Raw genomic sequence first — 24,148 nt, 5'->3', positions numbered from 1 at the left:
TTCCGCGCGTCTTGCGCTCCGCGCCCTTACATCCCCAGCGAGGCCAGCAGGTCGTCCACGGAGGCCTGGTTGGACTCCAGCTGCGGCCCTTTGAGTTCGTTCACCTGGCGGGTGGCCTGGGCGTCGATCTCCTCGATGGTCTTCTCGGGCTCCTCCTCGTGGGCGCGCACCTTGAGGCCCGTGGAGAGGTAGAGGTCCAGCACGATGGACTCCACGTTCTTGATGGCCCCGATGATGCGCTTGATGCGCTGACCGGTGAGGTCCTGGAAGGAGAGGGCGGTCATGATGCTCATGAGGTCGGCGTTGAGCTCGTCGCTCATGTCGCGCAGCTCCTTGAGCTGCTCCTTGGTGACGCCGCCGGACTTGAGCGAGTGCAGGATCTGGTTGGACTTGGCCTGTGTCTCCATGTGCTTCTCGACGATGTCCATGATGTCGCCGGTAGCCTTCTCGGTGGTGGCCAGGATGTCGTCGAGCTGCTGCGCGGCTTCGCTGAAGAGCTGGTCGGCGCGCTTCTTTTCCTTGGTGATCTCCGTCCCGCCGGACTCCTGTCGGGCGCTGGCCAGCTCCTTGTAGATGGACTGGAGCCCGCCGCGCATGTCCTCGCTGAGGCGCTTGTAGAATTCGCTCTGCAAGAGCGACCGGGTCAGCGAGCGCGAGAGTTCCTTTTCCACTGCCTGGGTGATGGCGGATTTGAGGTTCTCCACCATTTCGTCCATGTAGCGGTCCATCACCTCTTCGATCATGGTCTCGTGCTTGGCTGTCACCGGGTTACTCCCACTTTTTCAGGCGCAGTTCGTCCCGCTGGGTCTGGAAGACGAACTGTACGATGGTTTCCAGGTCCCTGTCACGGATTTTGGTGAAATCGAGGGCCCAGGCCGCGCGGCCGTCCACCTCCTCCTCGCGCACCACCTGGGCGAGGGCGCCGGCCATGCGCACGGGCAGCTGGGTGAGGGTGAGCACCACCTCCACGTACTGGCCGACCCTGAGGGGCAGGGGCTCGACCGAGGCCACCTTGACCCCCGCGCCGGAGATCTCCACGGCGTCCACGGGGTAGGGGAAATCCGCCTGGAGGCTGTCCTGGGCGTGGATGCCGATGAGCAGGTCCAGTTTGCGGTCCATGGCCATCAGGGTGTTCACCAGCGCCTCGCTCAATCCGGAGCTTTTGAGCTCGTGCGCCGAAACGCTCACGCTGGCGATGGGAGCCTCGCGGAACAGGGGCAGCTCGGCCCCAGTGGACAGCAGGCGCAACCTGCCGCGCAGGTTGGTGGGGATGCGCAGGTACGTGCGTTGTTCCTCGCCCATGACAGCTCCCTGTGGTTAAAGGACGCCGTTCTCCAACTGGGTCTCCATGGCCTTGACGGGGCAGACCTTCACGCACAGCCCGCAGGCCACGCACTTTTCGGAATCCAGGCGCACGCGCCAGGTGGCCCGGTCGATCTCCAGGGCCTTGGGGCGGCACAGGGCGGTGCACACGCCGCAGTGCACGCAGAGGTCTTCGTCCTTGCGCACCTTCTGGGCCACGGGCGTCACCTTGACGCCGTGCTCCTCCAGGTATTCGATGCCGTCCCGCACGGCCTGCTCCAGGCCGTGGATCTCGAGGACCATCTCCCCCACCTCGCGGGGGTTGATCTGGGCCTTGAGGATGTTGAAGCACAGGTCGAAGAGCTTGATGATGTTGCAGACGATGGGTTGCCCCGAGGTGTCCGGGGGGAAGCTCAGGTGGAAGATGCGGCGGGTGTCGCTCATGCTGCGGAACCTTTAGAGAAGGGTTTTGGCGCGGCGCGCCTCGGCGGAATCCGGGAACTTCTTGATGAGATCCTGGAACATGAGCCGGGCGGCGTCCTTCTTGTTGAGCTTCTGGAACGCCATGCCCATCTTGAGCATGGCCGAGGGGGTCTTGTTGCTCTTGGGGAACTTCTCGACCACCTCGTTGTAGTTGAGCACGGCCTGGGTCCAGTCGTTTTTCTGGTAGTAGGCCTCGCCCAGCCAGAAGTAGGCGTTGGGGGCCAGGGCGTGTTTGGAGTAGGTCTTGGCCACGTCGTGCCACAGGCCGATGGCCCGGTCGTAGTCCTTGGCCTGGAAGGACTGCATGCCCCTGGTGTAGAGGGCCTCGGCGGGGTCCGCCCCGGGAGCGGAGGACACGTCGGTCCTCGCGGGGGCCTGGGGCTGGGCCTGGGGGCCGGGCTGCTGCACGGCGGGGGGCTGTCCCGGGGCAGGGCCCTGGCCGGGCTGCTGACCGGCGGCGGGCTGCTGCCCGTCCACCTCCACCCCCAGCTGGGAGCCCATCATCTTGAGGTTGCCCTCCACCCTGGCGATGCGTTTGGAGAGCTCCGGGAGGGTCGCGCCGCCGCCTCCGTCGCCGTCGGTGAGGGTGCGGATCTGGAGGTTCAGGTCTTCGACTTCGGCGTTGAGGCGCTGCACCTGGGACTTGAGGCCCTCGAACTCGGCCACGAAGTTGGCCTGGGCCTGTGCGGCGGGGTCGATGGGCTTGCCCTTGACGGGGCCGGGGGCGGCGTCGGTTCCGGCGCAGCCCGAGAGCAGCGCCAGGGCGGCCAGGACCGCGAGGCGTTTGCGCATGGTCATGACGGTTTCGTACCTCTCTTGCGGCCGGCCACGATGTAGGCGATGCCGCCCAGGACCGGCACGAAGACGGCCAGGCAAAGCCAGACCATCTTTTCCTGGACGGTGGGGAAGTTGCGGTAGAACGCGTGCGAGATGGCCCAGAAGTTGAGAAATACGGGCAATGCCAGCACGAGAAAGAACCAGAGGGGATACCCCGCGATGGTGGCGGTCAAGTCCATAAGTGGCTCCTAGCTATCTCCGGGCGCGGCGTTTGGCAAGGCTGAGGGGCCTCACTGGGGCTTCTTCCCGCGCAGGTAGCAGGAGAAGATGAGCGCCAGCGACCCCAGGGTGATGGCGATGTCGGCCACGTTGAAGGCGGGCCAGTGGTAGCCGCCCAGGTAAAAATCGAGGAAGTCCACCACCTCTCCCAGGCGCACGCGGTCGGCCAGGTTGCCCAGCGCGCCGCCCAGGATGAGCCCCAGGGAGACCACGAAGAGGCGCGGCTCGTTGTCGGCCTTGGAGAGCAGGTTGAGCACGATCACCACGGCCAGCGCCACCACGGCGATGAAGAAATAGGTCTGCCAGGAGGTGTCGGGGTCGTTGAGGAAGCCGAAGGCCGCTCCCTTGTTGAGGATGTGCACCAGATTGAAAAAGCCGGGCAGCACCTCGCGGGAGGCGTAGAGGGGCAGGGCCTTCTGAACCTGGAACTTGGTGAGCTGGTCGAGCAGGGTCACCACGGCGGCCAGGCTTCCGGCCAGGACGTATTGGGGCTTCACGACGGGTTTCCTCCGGTTGGTCCGGCAATTCCTTTAAGCAAGCTGGCCCGGAAGTCAATCGACAGGGGGGCCTCAATTGTCTTGCAGGCGGTGGGGAAGTTGCGTAAACCCTCGCGCGGGGCGATCCCCGCTTTTTGACATTTTCGCGCCAGGCGCGACGCCCCGCCCTTCCAAACCCCAACCCCGCCCGAGACATGCCCAAACGCACGGATTTGAAGAAAATTCTGATCATCGGCTCCGGTCCCATCGTCATCGGCCAGGCCTGCGAGTTCGACTATTCCGGCTCCCAGGCGGCCAAATCCCTCAAAGAAGAGGGATACGAGGTGGTGCTGGTCAATTCCAACCCGGCAACCATCATGACGGATCCGGGCCTGGCCGACCGCACCTACGTGGAGCCCATCGACCCGGACATCGTGGCCAAGATCATCGAGCGCGAGCGCCCCGACGCCCTGCTGCCCACCCTGGGCGGGCAGACCGGGCTCAACACCGCCGTCGCCCTGGCCGAGGCCGGGGTGCTGGACCGTTTCGGCGTGGAGCTCATCGGCGCCAACCTCGCCGTGATCAAGAAGGCCGAAAGCCGCGAGGAGTTCCGCGCGGCCATGGACAAGATCGGGCTCAAGACGCCGCGCTCGGGCATCTGCCGTTCCATCGAGGACGTGCGCGCCTGGGGCAAGAAGATCCCCTTCCCGATCATCATCCGCCCGGCCTTCACCCTGGGCGGCTCCGGCGGCGGCGTTGCCTACAACATGGAAGACCTGGAGAAGACCGCCGCGCGCGGCCTGGCTCTTTCCATGAAATCTGAAGTGATGCTTGAACAATCCGTGCTGGGCTGGAAGGAGTTCGAGCTGGAGGTGATGCGCGACAAGGCCGACAACTGCGTCATCATCTGCTCCATCGAGAACATCGACCCCATGGGCGTGCACACCGGCGATTCCATCACCGTGGCCCCCGCCCAGACCCTCACAGACGACGAATACCAGAAGATGCGCGACGCCGCCCTGGCCATCATGCGCGAAATCGGCGTGGAGACCGGCGGCTCCAACGTGCAGTTCGCCGTGAACCCCGAAGACGGCGAGCTGGTGATCATCGAAATGAATCCCCGCGTCTCGCGCTCCTCGGCCCTGGCCTCCAAGGCCACCGGCTTCCCCATCGCCAAGATCGCCGCCAAGCTCGCCGTGGGCTACACCCTCGACGAGATCCCCAACGACATCACCCGCGAGACCATGGCCTCCTTCGAGCCCACCATCGACTACGCGGTGGTGAAGATCCCGCGCTTCACCTTCGAGAAGTTCCCCGGCGCCGAAGACTACCTCACCACCGCAATGAAGAGCGTGGGCGAGGCCATGAGCATCGGGCGCACCTTCAAGGAGGCCCTCCAGAAGGGCCTGCGCTCCCTGGAAACCGGCATGCCCGGGCTCTCCAAGGAGTTCGACCGCTGCCACTGGGACAAGGACGCCATCCTGGCCAGCCTGCGCAAGCCCAACTCCCGCAGGCTCTACGACGTGCGCTCCGCCATGCTCTGCGGCATGTCCGACGAGGACATCTTCGAGGCCACCAAGATCGACCCCTGGTTCATCCGCCAGATCCGCGAGATCGTGGACATGGAGGCAGAACTGCGCGCCTTCGCCCTGGAAGACTCCATCTCCGCCGCCAACCCCCGCCTGGCCCCCGTGATGCGCAAGGCCAAGGAGTACGGCTTCTCCGACCGCCAGTTGGCCGCGCTCTGGAAGAAGACCTCCCTGGACATCCGCACCATCCGCAAGCAGCTCGGCGTGGCCCCCACCTACTATCTGGTGGACACCTGCGCCGGAGAATTCGAGGCCTACACGCCCTATTTCTACTCCACCTACGAGACCGGCAACGAGATCACCCCCTCGGACCGGCGCAAGGTGATCATCCTGGGCGGCGGGCCGAACCGCATCGGCCAGGGCATCGAGTTCGACTACTGCTGCGTGCACGCCTCCTACGCGTTGCGCGAGATGGGCATCGAGTCCATCATGGTCAACTCCAACCCCGAAACCGTCTCCACCGACTACGACACGTCCGACAAACTGTATTTCGAACCGTTGACGTTCGAGGACGTGATGAACATCATCGAGCGTGAGAAGCCCGAGGGCGTCATCGTGCAGTTCGGCGGGCAGACGCCGCTCAACCTGGCCGTGAAGCTCATGCGCGCGGGCGTGCCCATCCTGGGCACCTCGCCCGACTCCATCGACCGCGCCGAGGACCGCGAGCGCTTCCAGGCCCTGCTGCGCAAGCTCGGCCTGCGTCAGCCCCCCAACGGCACGGCCATGAGCGTGGACGAGGCCAGGAAGATCGCCTCCCAGATCACCTATCCCGTGGTGGTGCGCCCCTCCTACGTGCTGGGCGGCCGGGCCATGGAGGTGGTCTACGACGAAGACGGGCTGACCTCCTACTTCGAGAAGGCCGCAGTGGTCTCGCCCGAGCACCCCATCCTCATCGACAAGTTCCTGGAGAACGCCACCGAAGTGGACGTGGACGCCCTCTGCGACGGCACGGACACCTATGTGGCCGGCATCATGGAACACATCGAGGAGGCGGGCATCCACTCCGGCGACTCGGCCTGCGTGCTGCCCCCCCACACCCTCGATCCAGCCATCGTGGCCGAGATCGAGCGCCAGACCAAGGCCCTGGCCCTGGAGCTGGGCGTTGTGGGCCTCATGAACATCCAGTTCGCTCTCAAAGACGGCGACATCTACATCCTGGAAGTGAACCCCCGCGCCTCGCGCACTTCGCCCTTCGTCTCCAAGGCCACGGGCGTGCCCCTGGCCAAGCTGGCCACCAAGGCCATGATGGGCGTCTCCCTCAAGGAGCTCGACCCCTGGAGCCAGCGCCGGGGCGGCTACGTGTCCGTGAAGGAGTCGGTGTTCCCGTTCAACCGCTTCCCCGGCGTGGACGTGCTGCTGGGGCCGGAAATGCGCTCCACCGGCGAGGTGATGGGCGTGGACGAGAACTTCGGCCTGGCCTTCATGAAGAGCCAGTTGGCAGCCGGACAGCGCCTGCCCATGGAGGGGACCGTGTTCCTCTCGGTGAACGACGCCGACAAGCCCGCCGTGCTCCCCGTGGCCCGCATGTTCGAGGAGCTGGGCTTCCGCATCGTGGCCACCGGCGGCACCGCCAAGCACCTGCGCGCCAACGGCGTGAAGGCCGAGACGGTGCTCAAGGTCTACGAGGGGCGGCCCAACGCCGTGGACATGGTGATCAACGGCGACATCCAGCTGATGATCAACACCGTCGGCGGCAAGAAGACCGTGGGCGACTCCTCCCAGCTGCGCCAGACCACGCTGCTCTACGGCGTGCCCTACACCACCACGGTGGCCGGGGCCAAAGCCATGGCCCAGGCCATCAAGGAGCACAAGGGCGCTGGCCTGGACGTGAAGAGCCTCCAGGAATACTACGCCTGAGCGAGGCCCCGAGGCCCGCTCCGGAGACCGGTGAGATGGAAAAGAAAGAATTCTGCGGTTTGTTCGGCATCTACGGCCATCCCGAGGCCGCGCGCATGACCTACTTCGGCCTCTACGCCCTCCAGCACCGGGGGCAGGAGTCCGCAGGCATCGTCACCTGGGACGGGCTCAAGATCCGCGAGCAGCGGGGCATGGGCCTGGTGGCCGACGTGTTCAACGAACGCCACCTGGGCAAGGAGCTCAAGGGCACCATCGCCGTGGGGCACATCCGCTACTCCACCACCGGGGCGTCGCTCCTGCGCAACGCCCAGCCCTTCCTGGTGCGCTTCGGGGACTGGCGTCTCGCCATCGCCCACAACGGCAACCTCGTGAACACCATGGAGTTGCGCGCAGAGTTGGAAGCCTCGGGGTCCATCTTCCAGACCACCATCGACTCCGAGGTCTTCGTCCACCTCATCGCCAAGCATCTCAACGGCGGCACCATCGAGGAGGCCGTGATCAAGGCCTGCGAGCGCGTCAAGGGCTCCTACTCGCTGATCATCCTGGCCAACGACAAGATGATCGCCCTTCGCGACCCCCACGGCATCCGCCCCCTCACTCTGGGACGCCTGGACGACACCTACGTCGTCTCCTCCGAGACCTGCGCCTTCGACCTCATCGAGGCCGAATACCTGCGCCCCATCGAGCCCGGGGAAATGCTCGTCATTCAGGACAAGTGCCTGCGCTCCTACCGCCTCTGCGAGCCCAAGCCGGTGCGGCGCTGCATCTTCGAGCTGGTCTACTTCGCCCGGCCCGACTCCGTGGTCTTCGGAGAGGTTGTCTACTCCCGGCGCAAGCTCATGGGCCAGATCCTGGCGCAGGAAGCCCCCGTGGACGCGGATTACGTGATGCCCTTCCCGGACTCCGGCGTCTACGCGGCCGTAGGCTATTCCCAGCAGTCCGGGCTGCCCTTCGAGGTGGCCATGGTGCGCAACCACTACGTGGGCCGCACCTTCATCCAGCCCTCCCAGAACATGCGCGACTTCTCCGTGCGCGTGAAGCTCAACCCCGTGCGTTCGCTCATCAAGAACAAGCGCATCATCATCGTCGAGGATTCCATCGTGCGCGGCACCACCATCCGCACCCGGGTGAAGAAGCTGCGCGAACTGGGCGCGCGCGAGATCCACATGCGCGTGAGCTGCCCCCCCATCCGCTTCCCATGCTTCTACGGCATCGATTTCTCCTCCAAGGGAGAACTCATCGCCGCCAACAACTCCACACAGGACATCGCCCGCTACATCGGCCTCGATTCCTTGCACTATTTGACCACCGACGGCCTGCTTCAGGCCGTCGGCGCTGACGCCGCCGATCCGCAGTACTGCCTGGCCTGCTTCAACGGGGACTACGTGATCCCCCCCTGTGCCGAAGGCGGCAAGCACTGCCTGGACGAATCCAACGCACTCAGCTGGTAGGACCTATGTTCGGAGCACTCAAAGACATGGCCGTGTCCAGCGCGGTCACCAGCAATCTTGCGCCTCTCGTGGAAGCCTACTGCACGGGGTTCAAGGCCACGGTGGACACCAAGAACAAGATGATGGTCTTCGAAGGGCTGCCCAAAGGCGAAAACTCCCCCGTGCGCGCGGAACTGCACGGCTACAGCCTGCACCAGGAAGGGGACAGGGTGTTCATCGGCTACGCCAGCCTCCGGGCCAACCGCGACTGGCTGCGCGCCCTCGTGGAAGCCCTCCTGCCCCAGAAACGCGTCCTGCTGCCGGAAGACACCCCCTACGATTTGTTGAAGCAACACTTGTAAGATTGCGCGCCCCGAGGATGCGCCGTCCCCGACGGGCAAGAGGGCCACGCCCCTTGAACCCTGCGCTGCTTCGCGACGGCGTGTGATCTGGCAGGGATTGTCGGCCGGGCAGGCACAGAAGAAGCCTCCGGCGGCCAAAGGGCTACCCGGAACCGGAACACGACGTCGTAGCCGGTGAAGCCCGCGAAGCAATTGCCGGGTCCAGGGGGGGCTCCCCCCTGGTGGGTCCAGGGCGAAGCCCTGGCCGCCGGAGGCTTCTCCCCCTACTGCGTTGGCAAACCAGCGGAGGGGCGCGCGGGTCAGCTTTTGCGGGCGAGTTCCCGGGCGTATTCTCCGATCAGGGCGTCGACCTCGCCGACGTGCCGGGCGATCCAGTCGCGCAGGAAGTCCACGGTTTCCTGGACGGTTTCGGGAGAGTCGGCCCCTTCCAGGAGCCAGAACTGCCTGCCTGAGAATTCCCGGTGTTGCAGGATGTGGCTGGGAAGGCCAGGATAGCCCGTGCGCTCCATGAAGCGTTCCTCGGTGCGGAAGTGTGCTTCGGCGTAGGCGTGCATGAAGCGGAGCATCTCGGCCAGTTCGGGAGCGCCGACGCCGTCTGCGGCCGCCTGGGAGAAAACGTTGTAGCGGCGCACCAGCGCGCGGTGCTGCGCGTCGATCTCCTCGACGCCGGTGCACAGGGAGTCGTTCCATTCGATCATAGGGACATCCGTTGTGGACGGCATGAGAGGGATCGTTGATTCTATCCCCGGACGCATTGGATTTCAAGCGCACGCGGCAAGGAGCCACCCATGGGCGACACGAGGCAGCCGTCGGAATCCGGGATCGCGAGCCTTCCAGGGCGCGTTCTCCTCTGCTTTGCGATCTGCATTGCTCTGGCGGGTTGCGGCGACCCGGGCGTGGAGTTGGTGCGGGGCGGCGTCACGCCTTTGGACCCGGCCGTGCCCGTGGGTCGGGCCATGCGCGTGGGGCCGGTGTTCAAGGAGGTGACGTGGGAGCAGTACGTGGACGCCCAGGGCGTCACGCGGGTGCTCTCCACGGGCGAGTACCGCATGGATCTGCCGGAGGCGCGCCAGTGCCCGCAAGTGGGGGGGGACGGGCAGGTGAAGGCCGCCCGGGCCTTTCTTCGGGTGAAGTTCACGGTGGACCTGACGGCGAAGACGTTCGCCTTCACGGGGGCGGAGTTCCTGGTCTATTCGGCCAAGGGATGGAGCGCCGCCTACCCGGCCGGGATCACGGCCTTCGAGGACGTGCTGGGCGGAGGCTCGGGGCTGGACTGCGGTGTGCTCTACGCCCCGGGGTCCTGAAGGGCGAGGTCCAGCTCCAGGTAGCGCACGCCATCGTGCGGGTTGGCGCAGTAGGGGGGGATGTCCCGGAAGCCCAGGGACTCGTAGAGGGCGATGGCCCGCCCCATGGAGGGCAGGGTGTCCAGGCGCATGGCGCGGTATCCGGCGGCGCGCGCTGCGGCGACGGCAGCCAAGGCCAGTGATCGGCCCAGGCCAGTGCCCCTGGCCTGGGGACGCACGAAAAGGCGCTTCATCTCGCAGACGCCGGGCTGGTCCAGGGGGCGCAGGGCCACGCAGCCCACGGGGTCGTGAGCGTCCCGTGCAAGAAGGATAGCGCCCTGCGGAGGGGAGTAGCGGCCGGGCAGGGTGGCCAGTTCGGTCTCGAAATCCTGGAAGCAGAGGGAGATGCCCAGGCTCTGCTGGTAGTCGCGGAAGAGGGCGCGGACGGCTTCGGTGTCCTGGGGCCCTGCGGGGGCGATTGCCGGAAGGGTGCTCATGGCATGGTGCTCCGTGGCGGGTTCCCGGCGCGCCTTGGAATCTGCGCCTTCTTGGTGTAGGTTACGCCCCCGCGTTGTAACGCGCAACCGCAACCTGCCGAGGGCACTGATGAAAGTCAAATTTCTGGGCGCGGCCAAGACCGTCACCGGGTCGTGCTACGTGTTGGAGACGGGCGGCATCCGTTTTGCCGTGGACTGCGGCCTGCACCAGGGCAACCGCGAGATCGAGTCCCGCAACCAGGACGTGACGGCCTACCAGCCGCGCAAGATCGACTTCTTCCTGCTCACCCACGCCCACATGGACCACTCGGGCCTGCTGCCCCGCATGGTGCGCCACGGCTTCTCCGGCAAGGTGTACGTGACCACCGCCACGCGCGACCTGCTCTGGATCATGCTCCAGGACTCGGCCCACATCCAGGAGATGGAGGCCGAGTGGGCCAACCGCAAGAACGCCCGCAGGGGCGGCAAGCCGGTGGAGCCCCTCTACACCCAGGCGGACGCGGCGGCCGTGATGCCCATGATGCAGGTGATCGAATACAATCAGGAATTCGAGCCGGCTCCCGGCGTGAAGGTGATCTACCGCGACGCGGGGCACATCCTTGGTTCGGCCTTCATCGAGATCTGGGTGACGGAGAACGGGGCCACCAGCAAGCTGGTGTTCTCGGGCGACCTGGGCCGCCAGGACCAGCTCCTCGTGCGCGACCCCAGCCATGTGGAGGACGCCAACTACCTCTTCCTGGAATCCACCTACGGCGACCGCGACCACAAGGACCTCGGCTCCAGCCTGGACGAAATGGCCGAGGCCATCTCGTTCTCCTACGCTCACGGCGAAAAGGTGATCATCCCGGCCTTCGCGGTGGAGCGCACCCAGGAGGTGCTCTATTCGCTGCACATGCTCTCCAAGGCAGGGAAGCTGCCCCGGGACATGCCCGTCTATGTGGACAGCCCCCTGGCCATCCGGGCCACGGAGGTATTCCGCAAGCATCCCGAGTACATGGAGGAGGAGATCAAGGCGCTCATCGACGCGGGGGAAGATCCCTTCAATCTGCCCAACCTCAAGTTCACGCTCACGGCCGACGAATCGCGCAACATCAACACCACCGACGGACCGGCCATCGTCATCTCGGCCAGCGGTATGTGCAACGCAGGGCGCGTGAAGCACCACCTGCGCCACAACCTGTGGCGCAAGGGGGCCAGCGTGGTCTTCGTAGGCTACCAGGGACAGGGCACGCCGGGCCGCAAGATCGTGGACGGGGCCAAGAGCATCAAGCTCCTGGGCGAGGAGGTGCAGGTGGCCGCCAGGATCTGGACCATCGGCGGCTTCTCGGCCCACGCTGGCCAGAGCCAGATCCTGGGCTGGCTCAACCACTTCAAGCCCAACGGCATGGAAGTGTTCCTGGTCCACGGCGAAAACGGGGCCATCAACACCCTGGCGGGGCTCATCCGGGAGCGCTTCGGCTTCACGGTGCGCACCCCGGAATACCTGGAGGAATGCACCCTCAAGCCCGGAGTCGAGACGGCCATGGTGCTGCACACCGAACGCGCCATGCCCCGGGTGGACTGGAACTTCATCCTCTCCGACACCGAATCCAAGTTCACCCTGCTCAAGCAGCGCCTGGACAAGGCGGCCGAGCGCCCCTGGGTGGAGCAGGTGGAGCTGCGCGACAGGCTCCTGGAGGTGAACAAGGACCTCATGGAGATGATCTCCCAGATGTAGGCTTTTTCGCGGCAGGACCGGCCGTTCCCCAGGGGCGGTCGGTCCGCTTTCCGCCCAGCGGACCCGGTCTTCCGGAAGGGCCGGGGGGCGAGCAGAAGTCCTGGGCCATGCCTGGCGACAGTTCAAGTGCAGCTTGAAGAGACGTGTGCGGCGCGCAAGCCGTCGACCCGAGGCGGACGACTCCCCTGGGGCTAGGACGGACGGTTCGCTGCGGGCTGGGCTGTCAGGCCGGACGAGCGCCGGTCGGCGTGCGGCGAAGTCAGCGAGGGGCGGCCCTGTGGCAGGGCGCGCGGCCGGGCGGAAGGCCTCTGGAGGGAGGCCTTATTTCATGCGGTAGGTGATGCGGCCGCGGGAAAGATCGTAGGGCGAGAGCTCGACCTTGACCTTGTCGCCGGGCAAGATGCGGATGTAGAATTTGCGCATCTTGCCGGAAATGTGCGCCAGGACCTCGTGCCCGTTTTCCAGTTCCACGCGGAACATGGCGTTGGGCAGGGCTTCCTGGACGGTTCCGTCCACTTCGATGGCGTCTTCCTTGGGCATGGCTGCCTCCTCCGGTGATGTGAAGCAGCGTTTGATAGACTATTTTTCCGCGCCCTTCAAGACGCTGCCTGCCGGGAAACGCAGGATGGCCCTGGTTCCCCCGTCCGGAATCCGGCACAGCGTCACGTCCCCCCCCAACTCCCGCATCCAGCGCCTTGCCTTGGGCAGACCCATTCCCACGCCCACGGTCTTGGTGGTGAAGAAGGGGTCGAACAGGAAGGGCTGGATCGATGGGTCGATGCCCGGTCCCTGGTCGGTCACCACGATGCTCAGGCCGTCGGCATCGAGTTCCGGAAGGACGTGCACTGCGCCCCCGGCCGGGGAGCATGCCTCCACGGCATTGCGCAGCACCTCCGCCAGGGAGTCGCTGAGGCGCTGCGGATCCAGCAGGGCGCTGGGCCAATTGGGCGCGAACTCCACGACCACGCCGCCGGGCAGGGGCTCCACGGCGCGCAGGGCCTCCCGGGCCAGGCCGCCCAGGTCCGAGGCGATGCGCTCCAGCGGTCGCGAGGCGGTGTAGCACGTGACGGCCCGAACGATGTCCTCCAGGCGTCCGGCCCCGTCCAGAATGGCGCGCAGGGCCTGCACGCCGTACTCGTCCATGCGGCCCTTGCGTTCCAGGATGCGCGCGAAACCGGCGATGCTCATGAGCGGGTTGCGCATCTGGTGGGCGAGGGCCATGGAGAGCTGGTCCAGCGAGGCGATGCGTTCGCGCTGAAGCCGGGCCTGCTCCTCAAGCATGTCCTTCTCGCGCCGGTGCATCGCGTAGATGGGCGTCACGTCGGTCAGCTGGGCCACGATGCCGAACACCTTACCGTACTCCACCAGCCGGGAGAGCGACAGGGTGACGTGGCGCAGCCCCAGTGCGGGATGATCGAGCGTGGTCTGGATGCCCGGTCCGGGATCGCCTCCGTCCCGGATATGCTCGAAAAGCGCCAGGGCCTCGTTCTTCTCCCGGACCCCGCAAAGCACATGCTCGCGAAAACTGCCGGCCAGCAGCGTCGCACGGTCAAGCCCGAGCATGCTCCCGGCCGTCTCGTTGGCGGCGTACACGTCGCCCCGGACGTTGAGAATCAGCACCCCGGAGTGGAAGCTCTCCAGAAGCGCGGCCAGATAGGAGGACTGGATGAAGGGCAGCATCGCCGGAGAGTGTCCGCCCCCGATGTGACGGCCCCGTGACGGAGCGCGCGCCGCCCGCGCGGCGCGGGTTCCCGCCCCGCTTTACATTGCGGGCTCTTTTGGGCAAACGGCTTGCACGCCGACAACCCCATCCTTGGAGCCACCCGCCGTGCTGACCGCCAAACTCCTGGACAAATACGCCGACGTCCTGATCTGGGGCCTGGACACCTCCCGCACCACCCCCTACCAGCCCGGGGACAACGTGCTCGTGCAGTACGACCTGGCCGGTCTCAAGCTGGCCGAGACCCTCTTCGCCAAGCTGGTGGACCGGGGCCTCAACGTGGTGCCGCGCATGGCCTTCACCTCGCGCATGGAACTGGACTTCTACTCCCGTGGCAGCGACCCCCAGCTGAGCTTCATCGCACCCGGCACCCGGGAGCTCTACGAGAACCTGCACGGTTCGGTGTACATCATCGCGCCCGACAGCCTTACCCATCTTTCCGGCGTGGACCCCAAGCGCATCGCCCAGACCGCCATCGCCCGAAAGCCCTACCGCGACATCCTCACCCGCCGAGAGGAGGCCGGGCAGTTCGGCTGGACGCTCTGCGTGCACCCCACCGCCGAATACGCGCGCTGCGCCGGGCTCACCAAGAAGGAATTCACCGAACAGGTGATCAAGGCCTGCCACCTGCGCGCAGCCGACCCCGTGGCCGAATGGCGGCGCATCCACAAGGACGCCACGGCCATCAAGGAGTGGATCAACGCCCTGGACGTGGAGGCCTACCACGTGGAGTCCGCCAACGTGGACCTCACCGTCACCCCCGGGCTCAAACGCCGGTTCATCGGCATCTCGGGGCACAACATCCCCAGCTTCGAGTTGTTCCTCTCGCCCGACTGGCGCGGTACCGAAGGCGTCTACTTCGCCGACCAGCCCTCCTACCGCAACGGCAACCTCGTGCGCGGCGTGCGCCTGGAGTTCCGCGAAGGCGTGGTGACGGACGTGAAGGCCGAGGAGGGCGAGGACTTCGTGAAAAAGCAGGTCGCCATGGACGCCGGGGCTTCCAGGTTGGGAGAGTTCTCCCTGACCGACCGCCGTTTTTCCCGCATCGACCGCTTCATGGCCAACACCCTCTTCGACGAGAACTTCGGCGGCGAGCACGGCAACTGCCACGTGGCCCTGGGCAGCTCCTACTCCGACACCTACAACGGCGACCCCGCCGAACTCAGCGAGGCCCGCAAGGCCGAACTGGGCTTCAACGACTCGGCCCTCCACTGGGACCTGGTGAACACCGAACCCAAGCGCGTCACGGCGCGTCTGCGCGGCGGCGGAATCAAGGTGGTCTACGAGAACGGCCAGTTCGCCTGCTAGTGTCGCAATCTTGAAAAGCATAAGGATGCTTTCCGATAGAAAGTCAATGGTTTTGGCTGGTTGCCTTGATTGTCCGCATGGACGTATTTTGAGGACGCAACGCGAGAAACCTCTCGACGAATCCTCGTCGGCTCCGTTGCCGGGAAATGCCGGACCCTCGCGCAGGTGAACGACGCTCCGGCCTTGGCCTCTTCCCCGCGACGCGGGGCATGCACGAAACGCCCGGCACTCGCCGGGCTTTTCGCGTTTCCGGGGTCGGCTATCGCCAGAGGATGCGCCATAAGGGCCGCGATGGGCGGACCTGCCCGTCAGAAGAGGAATCCGGCCGGGTCCATGCCCAGCACGGACATGTCCAGGGGCGCTTCGATGACCGCGGCGTCGCCCAGGGCCTTGGCCTGGGGCGAGGCGAGGTCCAGCACGCGGTGAGGCCGGGGACGCATGCGCGCGTCCAGGATGATCTTCACCGTGGGGTGCAGGGGACTCTCGGGGTTGGAGCCGCAGACCAGGGCCACCGAGCCGTCGCGCAGGCGCACGGGGCTGCCCACCGGATAGATGCCCAGGCATTTGATGAACGATTCCACCAGTTCGCGCGAGAAGTCCTTGTCGCGCATGGCGAACAGGATGCGCATGGCCGTGTTGGGCTGGATGGCCCGCCGGTAGGGCCGGTTGCTGGTCATGGCGTCGTAGGAGTCCACGAGCCCCACGATCTGCGCCGCCCGCTCCAGTCTGTCTCCGGCCAGCCCCCGGGGATAGCCCGCGCCGTTGAACTTCTCGTGATGGTCCCGGATGGCCGCCAACACCTTGGGAGACGCGAGCCCCTGGCTCTCCAGGATGTCCGCCCCCTCGCCCGGGTGGGACTTGACCACGGCGAACTCCTCCGGGGTGAGACGTCCGGGCTTGTCCAGGATGGCGTCCGGGATGCGGGTTTTGCCCAGGTCGTGGAAGAGGCCGGACTCTCCCAGTCCGCGCAACGCGTCCTTGTCCAGGCCCAGGTGCTGCCCGAACACCACCGCCAGAACCGAAACGTTGAGGGAGTGGGTGTAGGAATAGGCGTCGTTGCGGCGCAAATTCACCAGGCTCACCAGTGCGTCGGGGTTTCCGGCCACGGAATCGATCACCTTCCCCACCAGGCGCGCGGGAGCCTCCCGGTCCAGGGGTTTGCCCAGGCGTGCGGCACGGATGAAGGCGCTGATCACCCCGACGGATTCGTCCTGGAGCGCCCTGGCCCTGGCGTAGTCGCCCGGATCCGGCAGGGGCCGGGGCGAAGGGGACGTGCCGGAACGCTGGCGGGGCGGCGGCGTGCGTTCCTCCCGGATGAAGGTTTCGCGGTAGCCTTCGGCCAGCAAGGACTCCACCTGCCGCAGGGAGTCCACGGGACCCGCCTCGGAATAGAGGAAGGGGTGTTCCGTCCAGGAAAGACCGGTGTCCACCACGGTCATGCCCGGGCGCAATTCGGCGACGGCGATCTTTCGGATGCGCTCGGGGCTCCCCGCGCTGGGCGACGGGGCGGCGGCGAAAGGGGCGGGGCGGTGTGGACTGGCCATGGCGTCGTGAAATCCCGGGGTCAGGCTCCGGGGCAGACCGACCGGCCCGGAAGTTCGGCCAGGGCGGCGTCCAACTGGCTGAGCAGCATGTCCAGGCGCAGGCCCTGGAAGCCCTTGGCGCAGCCGCCCCGGACGTTGCGACGGTGCAAATCGTCGCACCACTTGGTGAGGCAGGCGATGCCGTACTTGCGCGCGTCCACGAAGTCCAGGGCCATTTCCTCGGGGTGGGGGACCCCGTCCAGGGCCAGGCTCAACCCAAGGCAGATGCGCCCCTCATGGTAGCGCACGCGTTTCACCTCGTAGCCGGCCATGAAGGCCAGGGGCCAGGAGTTGGTCCCGGCCGGGTCGTGAAGCTTGAAGTAGACCAGGGCCAGGGGCAGGCGCTCACGCAGGGCAGCCAGTTGCGACGGGGCCGAGGCGGCGAAGGAGAGCCCGAGGCCCCCGGCCGAGATGTTGTCGATGCATGGGTAGGGCGGCCTGCCCAGGGTGAACACCGGAGAGCCGAGGTCGCGCAGGTGGATGCGGTGCAACCCCAGGCTCCGGCCGAACCAGACGGCCAACTCCATGACGAGGTCCCGGGTCACCTCGACGCGATGGGCGCTCCTGAGGTCCGGGACACAGGTCGGCACGGGGGGCACGGACGACGAATCGGCCGGAATTGCCTGGATGCGCCGCATCATGATGGACCCTCCTGATGAGAGGTTGGGATCCCGGGCCACGGAAACGTCCGCCCGATCCTCCGCTGCCCGGCCAGCCCCGCGGGTGGCCGGAGACGCTGGCCGCCCGGCGCGCGGAGCCTCTGCAGCCAGTAGAGGATTGTTTTTCCCGCATGCATTCGCTCCCGTGTTGGCCGCACAATCGGAGGCAGGGGCCGATTTGGCAATGGCCCTTTTTTGGTTTATTATATGGCAGAAAAGGGGTAGAAATCAGCGCATCGGTCTGATGCGATGAGACCCCGGAGGCACGCCGTGACGCCAGCCCAGGAACCGTTGACCGCAACGCCCGGAAGACCCCGCAAGGGACGCCTGGCCCGCGCCGGAGACAAGCTGCGCATGGCCTTCATGCTCCTGGGCAAAACCTGGGGCAGCAACACCGCCGCCCCCAACCACCTCTTCAACATGAAGCGCTGGGGGCAGTGCGGCCTTCCCAAAAGCATCAAGACCGTCAAGGAGGACATCCGCTCCGGAGTCTCCTTCGACAGGGTGTCCAGGTATGCGGCGCTCTTGAACGTCACCCCCTCCCTGCTCACGGACGACGCCCTGGCCCCCACGGACCCGGCCTTCGTCTCCGCCGTGGTCGCGGCCAAGCCGGACCAGGTCCCCCCGGCGATCATGCTCCAGAACATCTTCGGAGGGGCGGTCAACGAGCAATTCCTGGACTACAACCGGCCCGAGTACGTGAACGGCCTCTTCGAGCTACTGAAAGGCTTCTATGTGGTCTACCTGGCCAAAGTGCCCTTCGATGTGGGCGTGAACAAGATGGCCCTGGCCATCCACACGGCCGACGCCTACTGCCTGCGCCTGGACGCGCGCTTCTACCTGGAGACGGAGCCCAACTCCCTGCATGGGGAGCTTCACCGATGGGGCGCGTTCCTTTACGGCAATTTCCACCTTTCGGAAATGCAGTCCTTCGCCCTGGCCATGCTGCCCGAGCCGCTGCGAAACCCGCTCATCGCCTCGCGAAGGCCCTTCCACATGGCGGGCAAGTACCTCTTCGGGTCAGAAGCCTTCGGGCGCGAGCCGCTCTTCGCCCTGCTGCACATGGAGCGCCGCGCCGCGCTCCCCGTGGCGGACTGGGCCGAAGCCTTCGACGATTTCTGCCGCGAGAACATCTCCTACCAGTTCCTCTTTCCGGGCGACCCGGAGCACGACTACGCCCTGGCGCGCCTGCGCGGGGCGGGGGAGACCGGGCTCGGGCAGGACGCGGCGGACCCCGGCGGGCACGCCCCCTCGGGCGCATGACGACGCCGACGGCTTTACACCGGAGCCCTCGCGCATTAGCTAACAAGAATCGTCACATCATTCCGGAGGAATCCATGGCATCGTTCGTCCGCTTCGCCGTCCTTCCTTTCCTCGCCGTATTCTGCCTCGCCGCGCCCGCCCTGGCCGCCGACAACATCAAGGGCTGGGAGCGGGGCGGGGCCTACGACAAGGCCTACGACCCCAAGGAGGCAGACTCCTTCAAGGGACGCGTGGAAGACATCCTGGAAATCGTCCCCCTGCCGGGCATGGACAAGGGCGTGGCCCTCGTGGTGCGCGACAAGAAGGACAATAAAACCGAGACCGTGCACCTGGGTCCCAAGTCCTTCGTGGACCTGGAATCCATCGGGCTGCGCAAGGGCGACTCCGTGAAGGTCACGGGCGTTTGGGCCACCATCGGCGGCAAGGAGGTGGTGCTGGCCTCCAAGGTGAAAAAGGACGAGAAGCTCCAGCTCAAGGTGCGCCGCACCAAGGACGGGATGCCCTGGTGGAGCATGAGCGCCGAGGAACTGGCCAAGGAAAGGAAGTCCTCCGATGACGACTAACGGCCCGGCCACCCGATCTCTCCGGGGTCTGCTGCTCCTGGTTCTGGCCCTGTCCCTGGCTGGTTGCGCCTCGCGCCACGCCGAAGTGGCCCCGCTCCCCGCCGCCCAGGCCCCCCAGTGGAAACCCGGCGACTGGTGGCGCTTCTCCTCCAAGACCAGAAGCCCCTACGCCCTGGCCGAACGCATGGAAGTGCGATCCGTGGGCGACGAGATCGTCCTGACCGGAGACGGCGACCAGGCCCGCAAGGCCGTGCTCGGGCGCGATCTCTCCGTCAAGAGTTCCAACGGTTCGCTGCTGGCCTACTCCGTGGACTCGGGAACCGACGCCTACGTCTTCTTCCCCCTGGCCGTGGGCCAGACGCGGACCTTTACCCAGAGCGCCAGCACGGCCAAGGGCAGCGCCAGCTACACCAACACAGTCACCGTGGAGGCCTCCGAGGAGGTCACCACCCCGGCCGGGACCTTCAAGACCTTCCGCATCAAGGTGCAGAAGAGGAACACCACCGGCTGGAGCGGAACCTACACCCTCTGGTACGCCCCGGAAGCGGCCTACTTCGTGCGTATCACCGACACCCACGGCCACAACGCCGTGCTCCAGGAGTATGGCAGGAAGTAGCCCCGAGGCCCGGCAGGAGCGCACGTCGACGGACTTCGGAAATCCGGCGGGGGGCAGCCCCGGGGTTTGACCTTTGGGCCGCGAAAAGGTATCAAGCCGCTGATTGCGTACGACATCTCGGAACACGGTGCGAATCCGTGGCGAACCCGTCGCTGTAACCGGGGACGCGCGAGGGCATGGCGAAAGCCGGTCACTGGGGTTTCCCCGGGAAGGCCGCCCCCGCGCGCAGGATCCGGAAGCCAGAAGACCTGTCGAATCGCCAACCCATCGGAACCTGAAGGCAAAGGGTTCCGGCAGGATGCTCCTGCCGGAACCCTTTTCTTTTTCCGCAACCCCACCACCGGAGGAACCATGAAAGGCAAAGGCAAGAAGGACGTGATCGCCATCCGCAAGACCTGCAAGGCCGACGGCACGGGGCTCTCCCACTACATCCTCATGGACCCCAAGAAGTAACGATGTCCACCAAGCGCGACGCGGCGGCCCCGGAGCGGGGCCGCCACTTCAACACCGGCTCCGGCCCCGCGCTCCAGCCCGTGGACATCGGCCATCGCGAGTACATGGCGGTGGTGGACCCCGACACGGCCTTCTGGGCCTTGGTGCGCACCGAGAAGCTGGGCCGGACCCTCACGAGCCGCAAGTTCCTGAAGGCCTACGCCGGTCAGGCCGACCGCTTCGCCGAGGAGATGCGCCGCCTGCGCTTCGGGCTCTCGCCCTCGGCGGTCTATTTCAACCCCACCGAGCGCTGCAACCTCAACTGCGCCTACTGCTACATCCCGGCAGCGATGCGTTCCGGCGGCGAGCACATGTCCAAGGAGCGCCTCCTGGAGGCCCTTGACCGGCTCAAGGCCCACTTCGACGCCACGCTCCCCGAGGGGACGCGCCCCCAGGTGGTGTTCCACGGCGCGGAGCCCCTGCTCAACAGGGAAGCCATGTTCGCCGGCATCGAGCGCCACCAGGAGAACTTCCGCTTCGGCATCCAGACCAACGCCACGCTTCTGGACGAGGAGGCCATCGCCTTCCTCACGGAGCGCGGGGTGGGCGTGGGCGTCTCCCTGGACGGGGCCAGCGCAGCCGTGGCCGACCGCGCCCGCGTCACCTGGGGCGGGGAGGGCGTTTCGCGCAAGGTGCTGTGGGCCATGGAGAAGCTGGCGGGCTATCCGGCCTTCAGCGTCATCTGCACGGTCACCGACGGCAACGTGCGCACGCTGCCCAAGGTGGTGGAGTTCTTCCACAAGTACGGCGTGAGCACCTGCCTCTTGAACATGGTGCGCTGCACCCTGCCCGGAGCGCGCGAGATCAAGCCCGACGAGGACGTGGCGGCCCGCTGGTTCGTCAAGGCCCTGGAGCGCTCCCACGAACTCTACAAGGAGACCGGGCGCAAGCTCGTTGTGGGCAACTTCGCCAACATCCTGCTTTCGATCCTGGCCCCCACGGCGCGCCGCCTCATGTGCGACATCTCGCCCTGCGGCGGCGGGCGCTGCTTCTTCGCCCTGGCGCCGGGCGGCGACGTGTTCCCCTGCAGCGAGTTCATCGGCCTGCCCGACTGGCGGGGCGGCAACCTCTTCGCCGACAGCCTGGGCGACATCCTGGAGAGCGCGCCCTTCAAGGCCGTGACCGGGCGCAAGGTGGAGGACATCGAAGAGTGTTCGCGCTGCGCCGTGCGGCACTTCTGCGGCTCCCCCTGTCCGGCCGAGGCCGCCGAGATGAACGGCGGCATGGACCGGAAGGGGGCCTTCTGCCGCTTCTACGAGGAACAGGCCCGCTCCGCCTTCCGGCTGATCGCGGACGGCCGTGCGGACGACTTCCTCTGGGACGGCTGGGACGAGGGCGTGGAGACCACTTTCGAGTTCACGGCCTAGCTCCGCGTACTCCCTCGATCAAAAGAACCGGCCGCCGTGCGGCGCTGGCTTGGCCCGCGCCGCTCGGCGGCCGAATATCTTCATCATTATTCCAGTCGCCGCCGGTGACCCCCGCGAAGAATTGCGGGACCGGTGGGCATCCTCCTGGTCGCCGGTGCACCTTCTCCTTAAGGCGCTAATTTGAGCTTGAAAACCTCGTCCTTGGGCGTGCGCGGGATCACGAGCTTGAGGAAGTGCGTCGTGTTGCGCCGCAGGCGGAACTGATCCAACTGGTCGCGGTCGTTGAGATTCTCGCAGTGCACCTTGATGCGGCCCTGGCCCTGCCCGGCGTGCTGGTTCAGGTAAGTGATGTTGGGTCCGGGCGGAGCGGCGCTTACGGTGAGGGTGAGCACCTTGTCGGCTGGGACATTGATCTGGTCGTAGTAGAGTGCGAAGAGGTCGTTGCGGTCCACGTAAAAGCAGCGAAATGCCGGGTTGACCTGATTGGAGTGTTTCTTTTCAAGCACCTTCGTGTGGAACATGCCGGTGAGGCGGTCGTCGTATTCGGGGCCGCCGAACTCCAGGAAGAAGTCCTTGATGTCGTTGCCTTGGTCGTCCACGGCACGGACCACAACCTGGAAATATTGATGGTAGAAGGCCTGGTCGTCCTCATCAAGGTTTGTGTCCATGGCCATCGCTCCCGTTTTCTCGCTGATGGCGTTCCATTCCTGGTTGATATTCATGTAGTTGGCGGCGTTGTCGCAGCGTAGAGCCTGCAGGATCAGTTCACCCAGTTGGCTATCGCCCTTGTCGGGCCTGTGGATGGAGCCGTGGTCCCTGTCGGGCAGGACGGCCAGGGGCGCGCTCAGGTCGGGATTGCGAAGGGTCCAGGGCGTGACTTCGGGGTTTTCGGGGTCGGAGCTGAAGTCGATGGTCATCCCCCTGGCGTTGAGATTGGCGGCGCAGACCCGGATGGTGCCGTCTGATCCGTTCTCGTTGACGATCTTGCGCAGGAGATCGGAATAGGGATGGCTGCCGATGATCACGAAGGGCCACACGCCGCCGTCGCCGTAGGGCGAGGTGGCGTCGGGCCGTTCCGCCGGGACGAAGAGGTCCTGGTGGGCCAGCTTCCACTGATAGGGGGAGGCCAACTCCAGGGCGTCCAGCATGGCCTGGCCAGACTGGAACCAGTTGTCCGCCCCCTTGAAGATGCGCCCAATCAGGCTCTTGCCCTTGACCGCAAGGGCGGAGCCGAAATTGGCCGGGGCGAGCATGACCAGACGCTTCAGGGGGCAGGGCAGCCCCAGGTCCGCCAGGTCGGCGATCCACTGCCTGGCCACGAGTCCCCCGGTGGAGTGCACGATCATGTCGAAAGACGCGTCGATGGTTCCATCATCCTGACGCTGGCGGATGACATCGCGCATGCGGCGGCTCACGTCTTCCACGCGCACCTCGTCGTCCTTGGAGATGTAGTCTCCCAGGTGGACGGCGTGGGGCGTGAATCCGTTGCGATTCAGGAACGAAGCCAGGTGTTTGAAGGATTTGAAGCTGTCGCTCCAGCCGTGGAGCACGATGACTTGTCTGGCCATGGCGGCCCTCCCGTTTGACGGATGGGCCTGAAAGTACCATGTTGTCGAATATTTCGGCAATCATGCGCGCAATTTCTGTCAATTAATCGATATCTAGCGAGTGTAGCCGCAAGTTGAGCGGGAGGGCTGCACAGGGCGTACGGCATGTGCCGATCGGCTGCGGGGACTGCCCGCGACCCGGCATGGACTGGAGCACAGGCCTCGTGGGTGTCGGGGACGGCCGAGGCGTGACGTCCCCGGCCGGATCATCAGGATAAAAGAAACCGGCGCGCGGGGTCGTCCCGCACGCCGGCCTTTCGTGAGCAAGAAGGAGGTCCGATCAGCCCTACAGGGCGTCCTTCTCCAGGGCGATCAGGTCGTCGTAGGTTTCGCGGCGGCGCACCAGGGTGGCCAAGTCGCCGTCCACCAGCACCTCGGCGGCGCGGGTGCGGGAGTTGTAGTTGGAGGACATGGTGAAGCCGTAGGCTCCGGCCGAGAACACGGCCAGCAGTTCGCCCTGTTCCACGGCGGGGAGGTCGCGGTCCTTGGCGAGGAAGTCGCCGGATTCGCAGATGGGGCCCACCACGTCCACGTTGAGCACGGGGCGTCCCTTGGGAGCCACTTCCTTGATGGCGTGGTAGGAGCCGTAGAGCGAAGGGCGCACCAGGTCGTTCATGGCGGCGTCCACGATGACGAAGTCCTTGGTGGGGGTCTTCTTGGTGTAGACCACCTCGGTGAGCAGGATGCCGGAGTTGCCGGCGATCACGCGGCCGGGCTCCAGGATGAGGGTCATGGGGTGGTCCTTGAGCACGCCCACCAGGGCCTTGCCGAACTCGGCCGGGTGGGGGGGCTCCTCCTCGTTGTAGGTGATGCCCAGGCCGCCGCCCAGGTCGAGGTATTCGATGCGCAGGCCCATGCCCTTGAGGCGGTCGTAGAAACGGATGATGCGGTCCAGGGCCTCCATGAAAGGCTCCAGGG

25 protein-coding genes and 1 riboswitch are annotated in these 24,148 nt (G+C 66.1%); of the genes, 11 read left to right on the top strand and 14 right to left on the bottom strand.

Annotated features, from left to right (window positions below; genetic code table 11):
• Positions 1-26 precede the first annotated feature (26 nt).
• The 6 genes from ACV4UX_RS04740 to lspA form a co-directional block, all read right to left on the bottom strand.
• On the bottom strand, positions 27-707 hold the full coding sequence (locus ACV4UX_RS04740) for a protein phosphatase CheZ (RefSeq protein ID WP_491592184.1): 681 nt from the start codon (positions 705-707) through the stop codon (positions 27-29).
• 61 nt (positions 708-768) lie between these two features.
• Positions 769-1,302, bottom strand: a complete 534-nt coding sequence (locus tag ACV4UX_RS04735) for a PilZ domain-containing protein (RefSeq protein ID WP_491592171.1) — start codon at positions 1,300-1,302, stop codon at positions 769-771.
• Positions 1,303-1,317: 15 nt separating this feature from the next.
• Positions 1,318-1,746, bottom strand: coding sequence for an NIL domain-containing protein (locus tag ACV4UX_RS04730; RefSeq protein WP_491592170.1), 429 nt, complete (start codon positions 1,744-1,746; stop codon positions 1,318-1,320).
• A 12-nt stretch (positions 1,747-1,758) separates the two neighbouring features.
• Positions 1,759-2,577, bottom strand: a complete 819-nt coding sequence (gene ybgF, locus ACV4UX_RS04725) for a tol-pal system protein YbgF (protein ID WP_491592169.1) — start codon at positions 2,575-2,577, stop codon at positions 1,759-1,761.
• Between the two features lie 2 nt (positions 2,578-2,579).
• A complete protein-coding gene (locus ACV4UX_RS04720) occupies positions 2,580-2,801 on the bottom strand; it encodes a PLDc N-terminal domain-containing protein (protein WP_491592168.1) in 222 nt (73 codons plus the stop codon).
• 51 nt (positions 2,802-2,852) lie between these two features.
• On the bottom strand, positions 2,853-3,338 hold the full coding sequence (gene lspA / locus ACV4UX_RS04715; RefSeq protein WP_491592167.1) for a signal peptidase II: 486 nt from the start codon (positions 3,336-3,338) through the stop codon (positions 2,853-2,855).
• 194 nt (positions 3,339-3,532) lie between these two features.
• On the opposite strand from lspA, the gene carB reads away from it, so the two are divergent.
• Genes carB through ACV4UX_RS04700 form a run of 3 tightly spaced genes read left to right on the top strand, consistent with a single transcriptional unit; the run spans position 3,533 to position 8,555 of the window.
• A complete protein-coding gene (carB, locus tag ACV4UX_RS04710; RefSeq protein WP_491592166.1) occupies positions 3,533-6,763 on the top strand; it encodes a carbamoyl-phosphate synthase large subunit in 3,231 nt (1,076 codons plus the stop codon).
• Between the two features lie 35 nt (positions 6,764-6,798).
• The gene (gene purF / locus ACV4UX_RS04705) at positions 6,799-8,214 is read left to right on the top strand and encodes an amidophosphoribosyltransferase (protein ID WP_491592165.1); all 1,416 of its coding nucleotides are present in this window, start codon (positions 6,799-6,801) and stop codon (positions 8,212-8,214) included.
• Positions 8,215-8,219: 5 nt separating this feature from the next.
• The gene (locus ACV4UX_RS04700) at positions 8,220-8,555 is read left to right on the top strand and encodes a hypothetical protein (RefSeq protein ID WP_491592164.1); all 336 of its coding nucleotides are present in this window, start codon (positions 8,220-8,222) and stop codon (positions 8,553-8,555) included.
• Positions 8,556-8,854: 299 nt separating this feature from the next.
• On the opposite strand, the gene ACV4UX_RS04695 is transcribed toward ACV4UX_RS04700, so the two are convergent.
• Complete coding sequence (locus tag ACV4UX_RS04695) at positions 8,855-9,253, bottom strand: bacteriohemerythrin (RefSeq protein ID WP_491592163.1); 399 nt, start codon at positions 9,251-9,253, stop codon at positions 8,855-8,857.
• A 90-nt stretch (positions 9,254-9,343) separates the two neighbouring features.
• Between ACV4UX_RS04695 and ACV4UX_RS04690 the strand changes: the two genes are divergently transcribed.
• Positions 9,344-9,859: a hypothetical protein gene (locus tag ACV4UX_RS04690; protein WP_491592162.1), complete on the top strand. Its 516-nt coding sequence runs from the start codon at positions 9,344-9,346 to the stop codon at positions 9,857-9,859.
• On the opposite strand, the gene ACV4UX_RS04685 is transcribed toward ACV4UX_RS04690, so the two are convergent.
• Positions 9,841-10,335 (bottom strand): GNAT family N-acetyltransferase, encoded by a 495-nt coding sequence (locus ACV4UX_RS04685; RefSeq protein WP_491592161.1) that lies wholly within the window; start codon positions 10,333-10,335, stop codon positions 9,841-9,843. The two genes, ACV4UX_RS04690 and ACV4UX_RS04685, sit on opposite strands and share 19 nt — an antisense overlap.
• Positions 10,336-10,444: 109 nt before the next feature.
• Between ACV4UX_RS04685 and ACV4UX_RS04680 the strand changes: the two genes are divergently transcribed.
• Positions 10,445-12,052, top strand: coding sequence for an MBL fold metallo-hydrolase RNA specificity domain-containing protein (locus ACV4UX_RS04680; protein ID WP_491592160.1), 1,608 nt, complete (start codon positions 10,445-10,447; stop codon positions 12,050-12,052).
• 321 nt (positions 12,053-12,373) lie between these two features.
• Here the strand turns inward: ACV4UX_RS04680 and infA are convergent, their stop codons facing one another.
• Both infA and ACV4UX_RS04670 read right to left on the bottom strand, forming a co-directional pair.
• Positions 12,374-12,592 (bottom strand): translation initiation factor IF-1, encoded by a 219-nt coding sequence (gene infA / locus ACV4UX_RS04675; protein WP_027190819.1) that lies wholly within the window; start codon positions 12,590-12,592, stop codon positions 12,374-12,376.
• A gap of 39 nt (positions 12,593-12,631) precedes the next feature.
• On the bottom strand, positions 12,632-13,732 hold the full coding sequence (locus ACV4UX_RS04670; RefSeq protein ID WP_491592159.1) for a sensor histidine kinase: 1,101 nt from the start codon (positions 13,730-13,732) through the stop codon (positions 12,632-12,634).
• 148 nt (positions 13,733-13,880) lie between these two features.
• Between ACV4UX_RS04670 and ACV4UX_RS04665 the strand changes: the two genes are divergently transcribed.
• Positions 13,881-15,080, top strand: a complete 1,200-nt coding sequence (locus ACV4UX_RS04665) for an aminopeptidase (RefSeq protein ID WP_491592158.1) — start codon at positions 13,881-13,883, stop codon at positions 15,078-15,080.
• Between the two features lie 308 nt (positions 15,081-15,388).
• Here the strand turns inward: ACV4UX_RS04665 and ACV4UX_RS04660 are convergent, their stop codons facing one another.
• The gene (locus ACV4UX_RS04660; RefSeq protein ID WP_491592157.1) at positions 15,389-16,624 is read right to left on the bottom strand and encodes a cyclic di-GMP phosphodiesterase; all 1,236 of its coding nucleotides are present in this window, start codon (positions 16,622-16,624) and stop codon (positions 15,389-15,391) included.
• A 20-nt stretch (positions 16,625-16,644) separates the two neighbouring features.
• On the bottom strand, positions 16,645-17,253 hold the full coding sequence (locus ACV4UX_RS04655) for a hypothetical protein (protein ID WP_491592156.1): 609 nt from the start codon (positions 17,251-17,253) through the stop codon (positions 16,645-16,647).
• Positions 17,254-17,592: 339 nt separating this feature from the next.
• Here ACV4UX_RS04655 and ACV4UX_RS04650 point away from each other — a divergent pair, with 339 nt between their 5' ends.
• The 5 genes from ACV4UX_RS04650 to cbpB all read left to right on the top strand — a co-directional run bounded on the left by ACV4UX_RS04650 (position 17,593) and on the right by cbpB (position 21,623).
• Positions 17,593-18,585 (top strand): hypothetical protein, encoded by a 993-nt coding sequence (locus ACV4UX_RS04650; RefSeq protein WP_491592155.1) that lies wholly within the window; start codon positions 17,593-17,595, stop codon positions 18,583-18,585.
• 74 nt (positions 18,586-18,659) lie between these two features.
• Entirely contained in the window at positions 18,660-19,148 is a 489-nt protein-coding gene (locus ACV4UX_RS04645) for a MamS/MamX family magnetosome protein (RefSeq protein WP_491592154.1), read from the top strand.
• A complete protein-coding gene (locus ACV4UX_RS04640) occupies positions 19,138-19,764 on the top strand; it encodes a TapB family protein (RefSeq protein WP_491592153.1) in 627 nt (208 codons plus the stop codon). Before ACV4UX_RS04645 ends, ACV4UX_RS04640 begins: the two co-directional genes overlap by 11 nt.
• A 119-nt stretch (positions 19,765-19,883) precedes the next feature.
• A riboswitch (cobalamin riboswitch) is annotated at positions 19,884-20,012 on the top strand.
• Positions 20,013-20,115: 103 nt separating this feature from the next.
• Positions 20,116-20,217 (top strand): modified peptide precursor CbpA, encoded by a 102-nt coding sequence (gene cbpA, locus ACV4UX_RS04635; protein ID WP_491592152.1) that lies wholly within the window; start codon positions 20,116-20,118, stop codon positions 20,215-20,217.
• A gap of 2 nt (positions 20,218-20,219) precedes the next feature.
• A complete protein-coding gene (gene cbpB / locus ACV4UX_RS04630; RefSeq protein WP_491592151.1) occupies positions 20,220-21,623 on the top strand; it encodes a peptide-modifying radical SAM enzyme CbpB in 1,404 nt (467 codons plus the stop codon).
• Positions 21,624-21,790: 167 nt separating this feature from the next.
• On the opposite strand, the gene ACV4UX_RS04625 is transcribed toward cbpB, so the two are convergent.
• Entirely contained in the window at positions 21,791-23,191 is a 1,401-nt protein-coding gene (locus ACV4UX_RS04625) for an esterase/lipase family protein (protein WP_491592150.1), read from the bottom strand.
• Positions 23,192-23,516: 325 nt separating this feature from the next.
• On the bottom strand, positions 23,517-24,148 hold a 632-nt coding region (locus ACV4UX_RS04620), incomplete at its 5' end, for a diaminopimelate decarboxylase family protein (protein WP_491592149.1).

The sequence above is a fragment of the Fundidesulfovibrio sp. genome (assembly GCF_058402725.1).
This window is presented reverse-complemented; position numbering and strand designations above follow the sequence as displayed.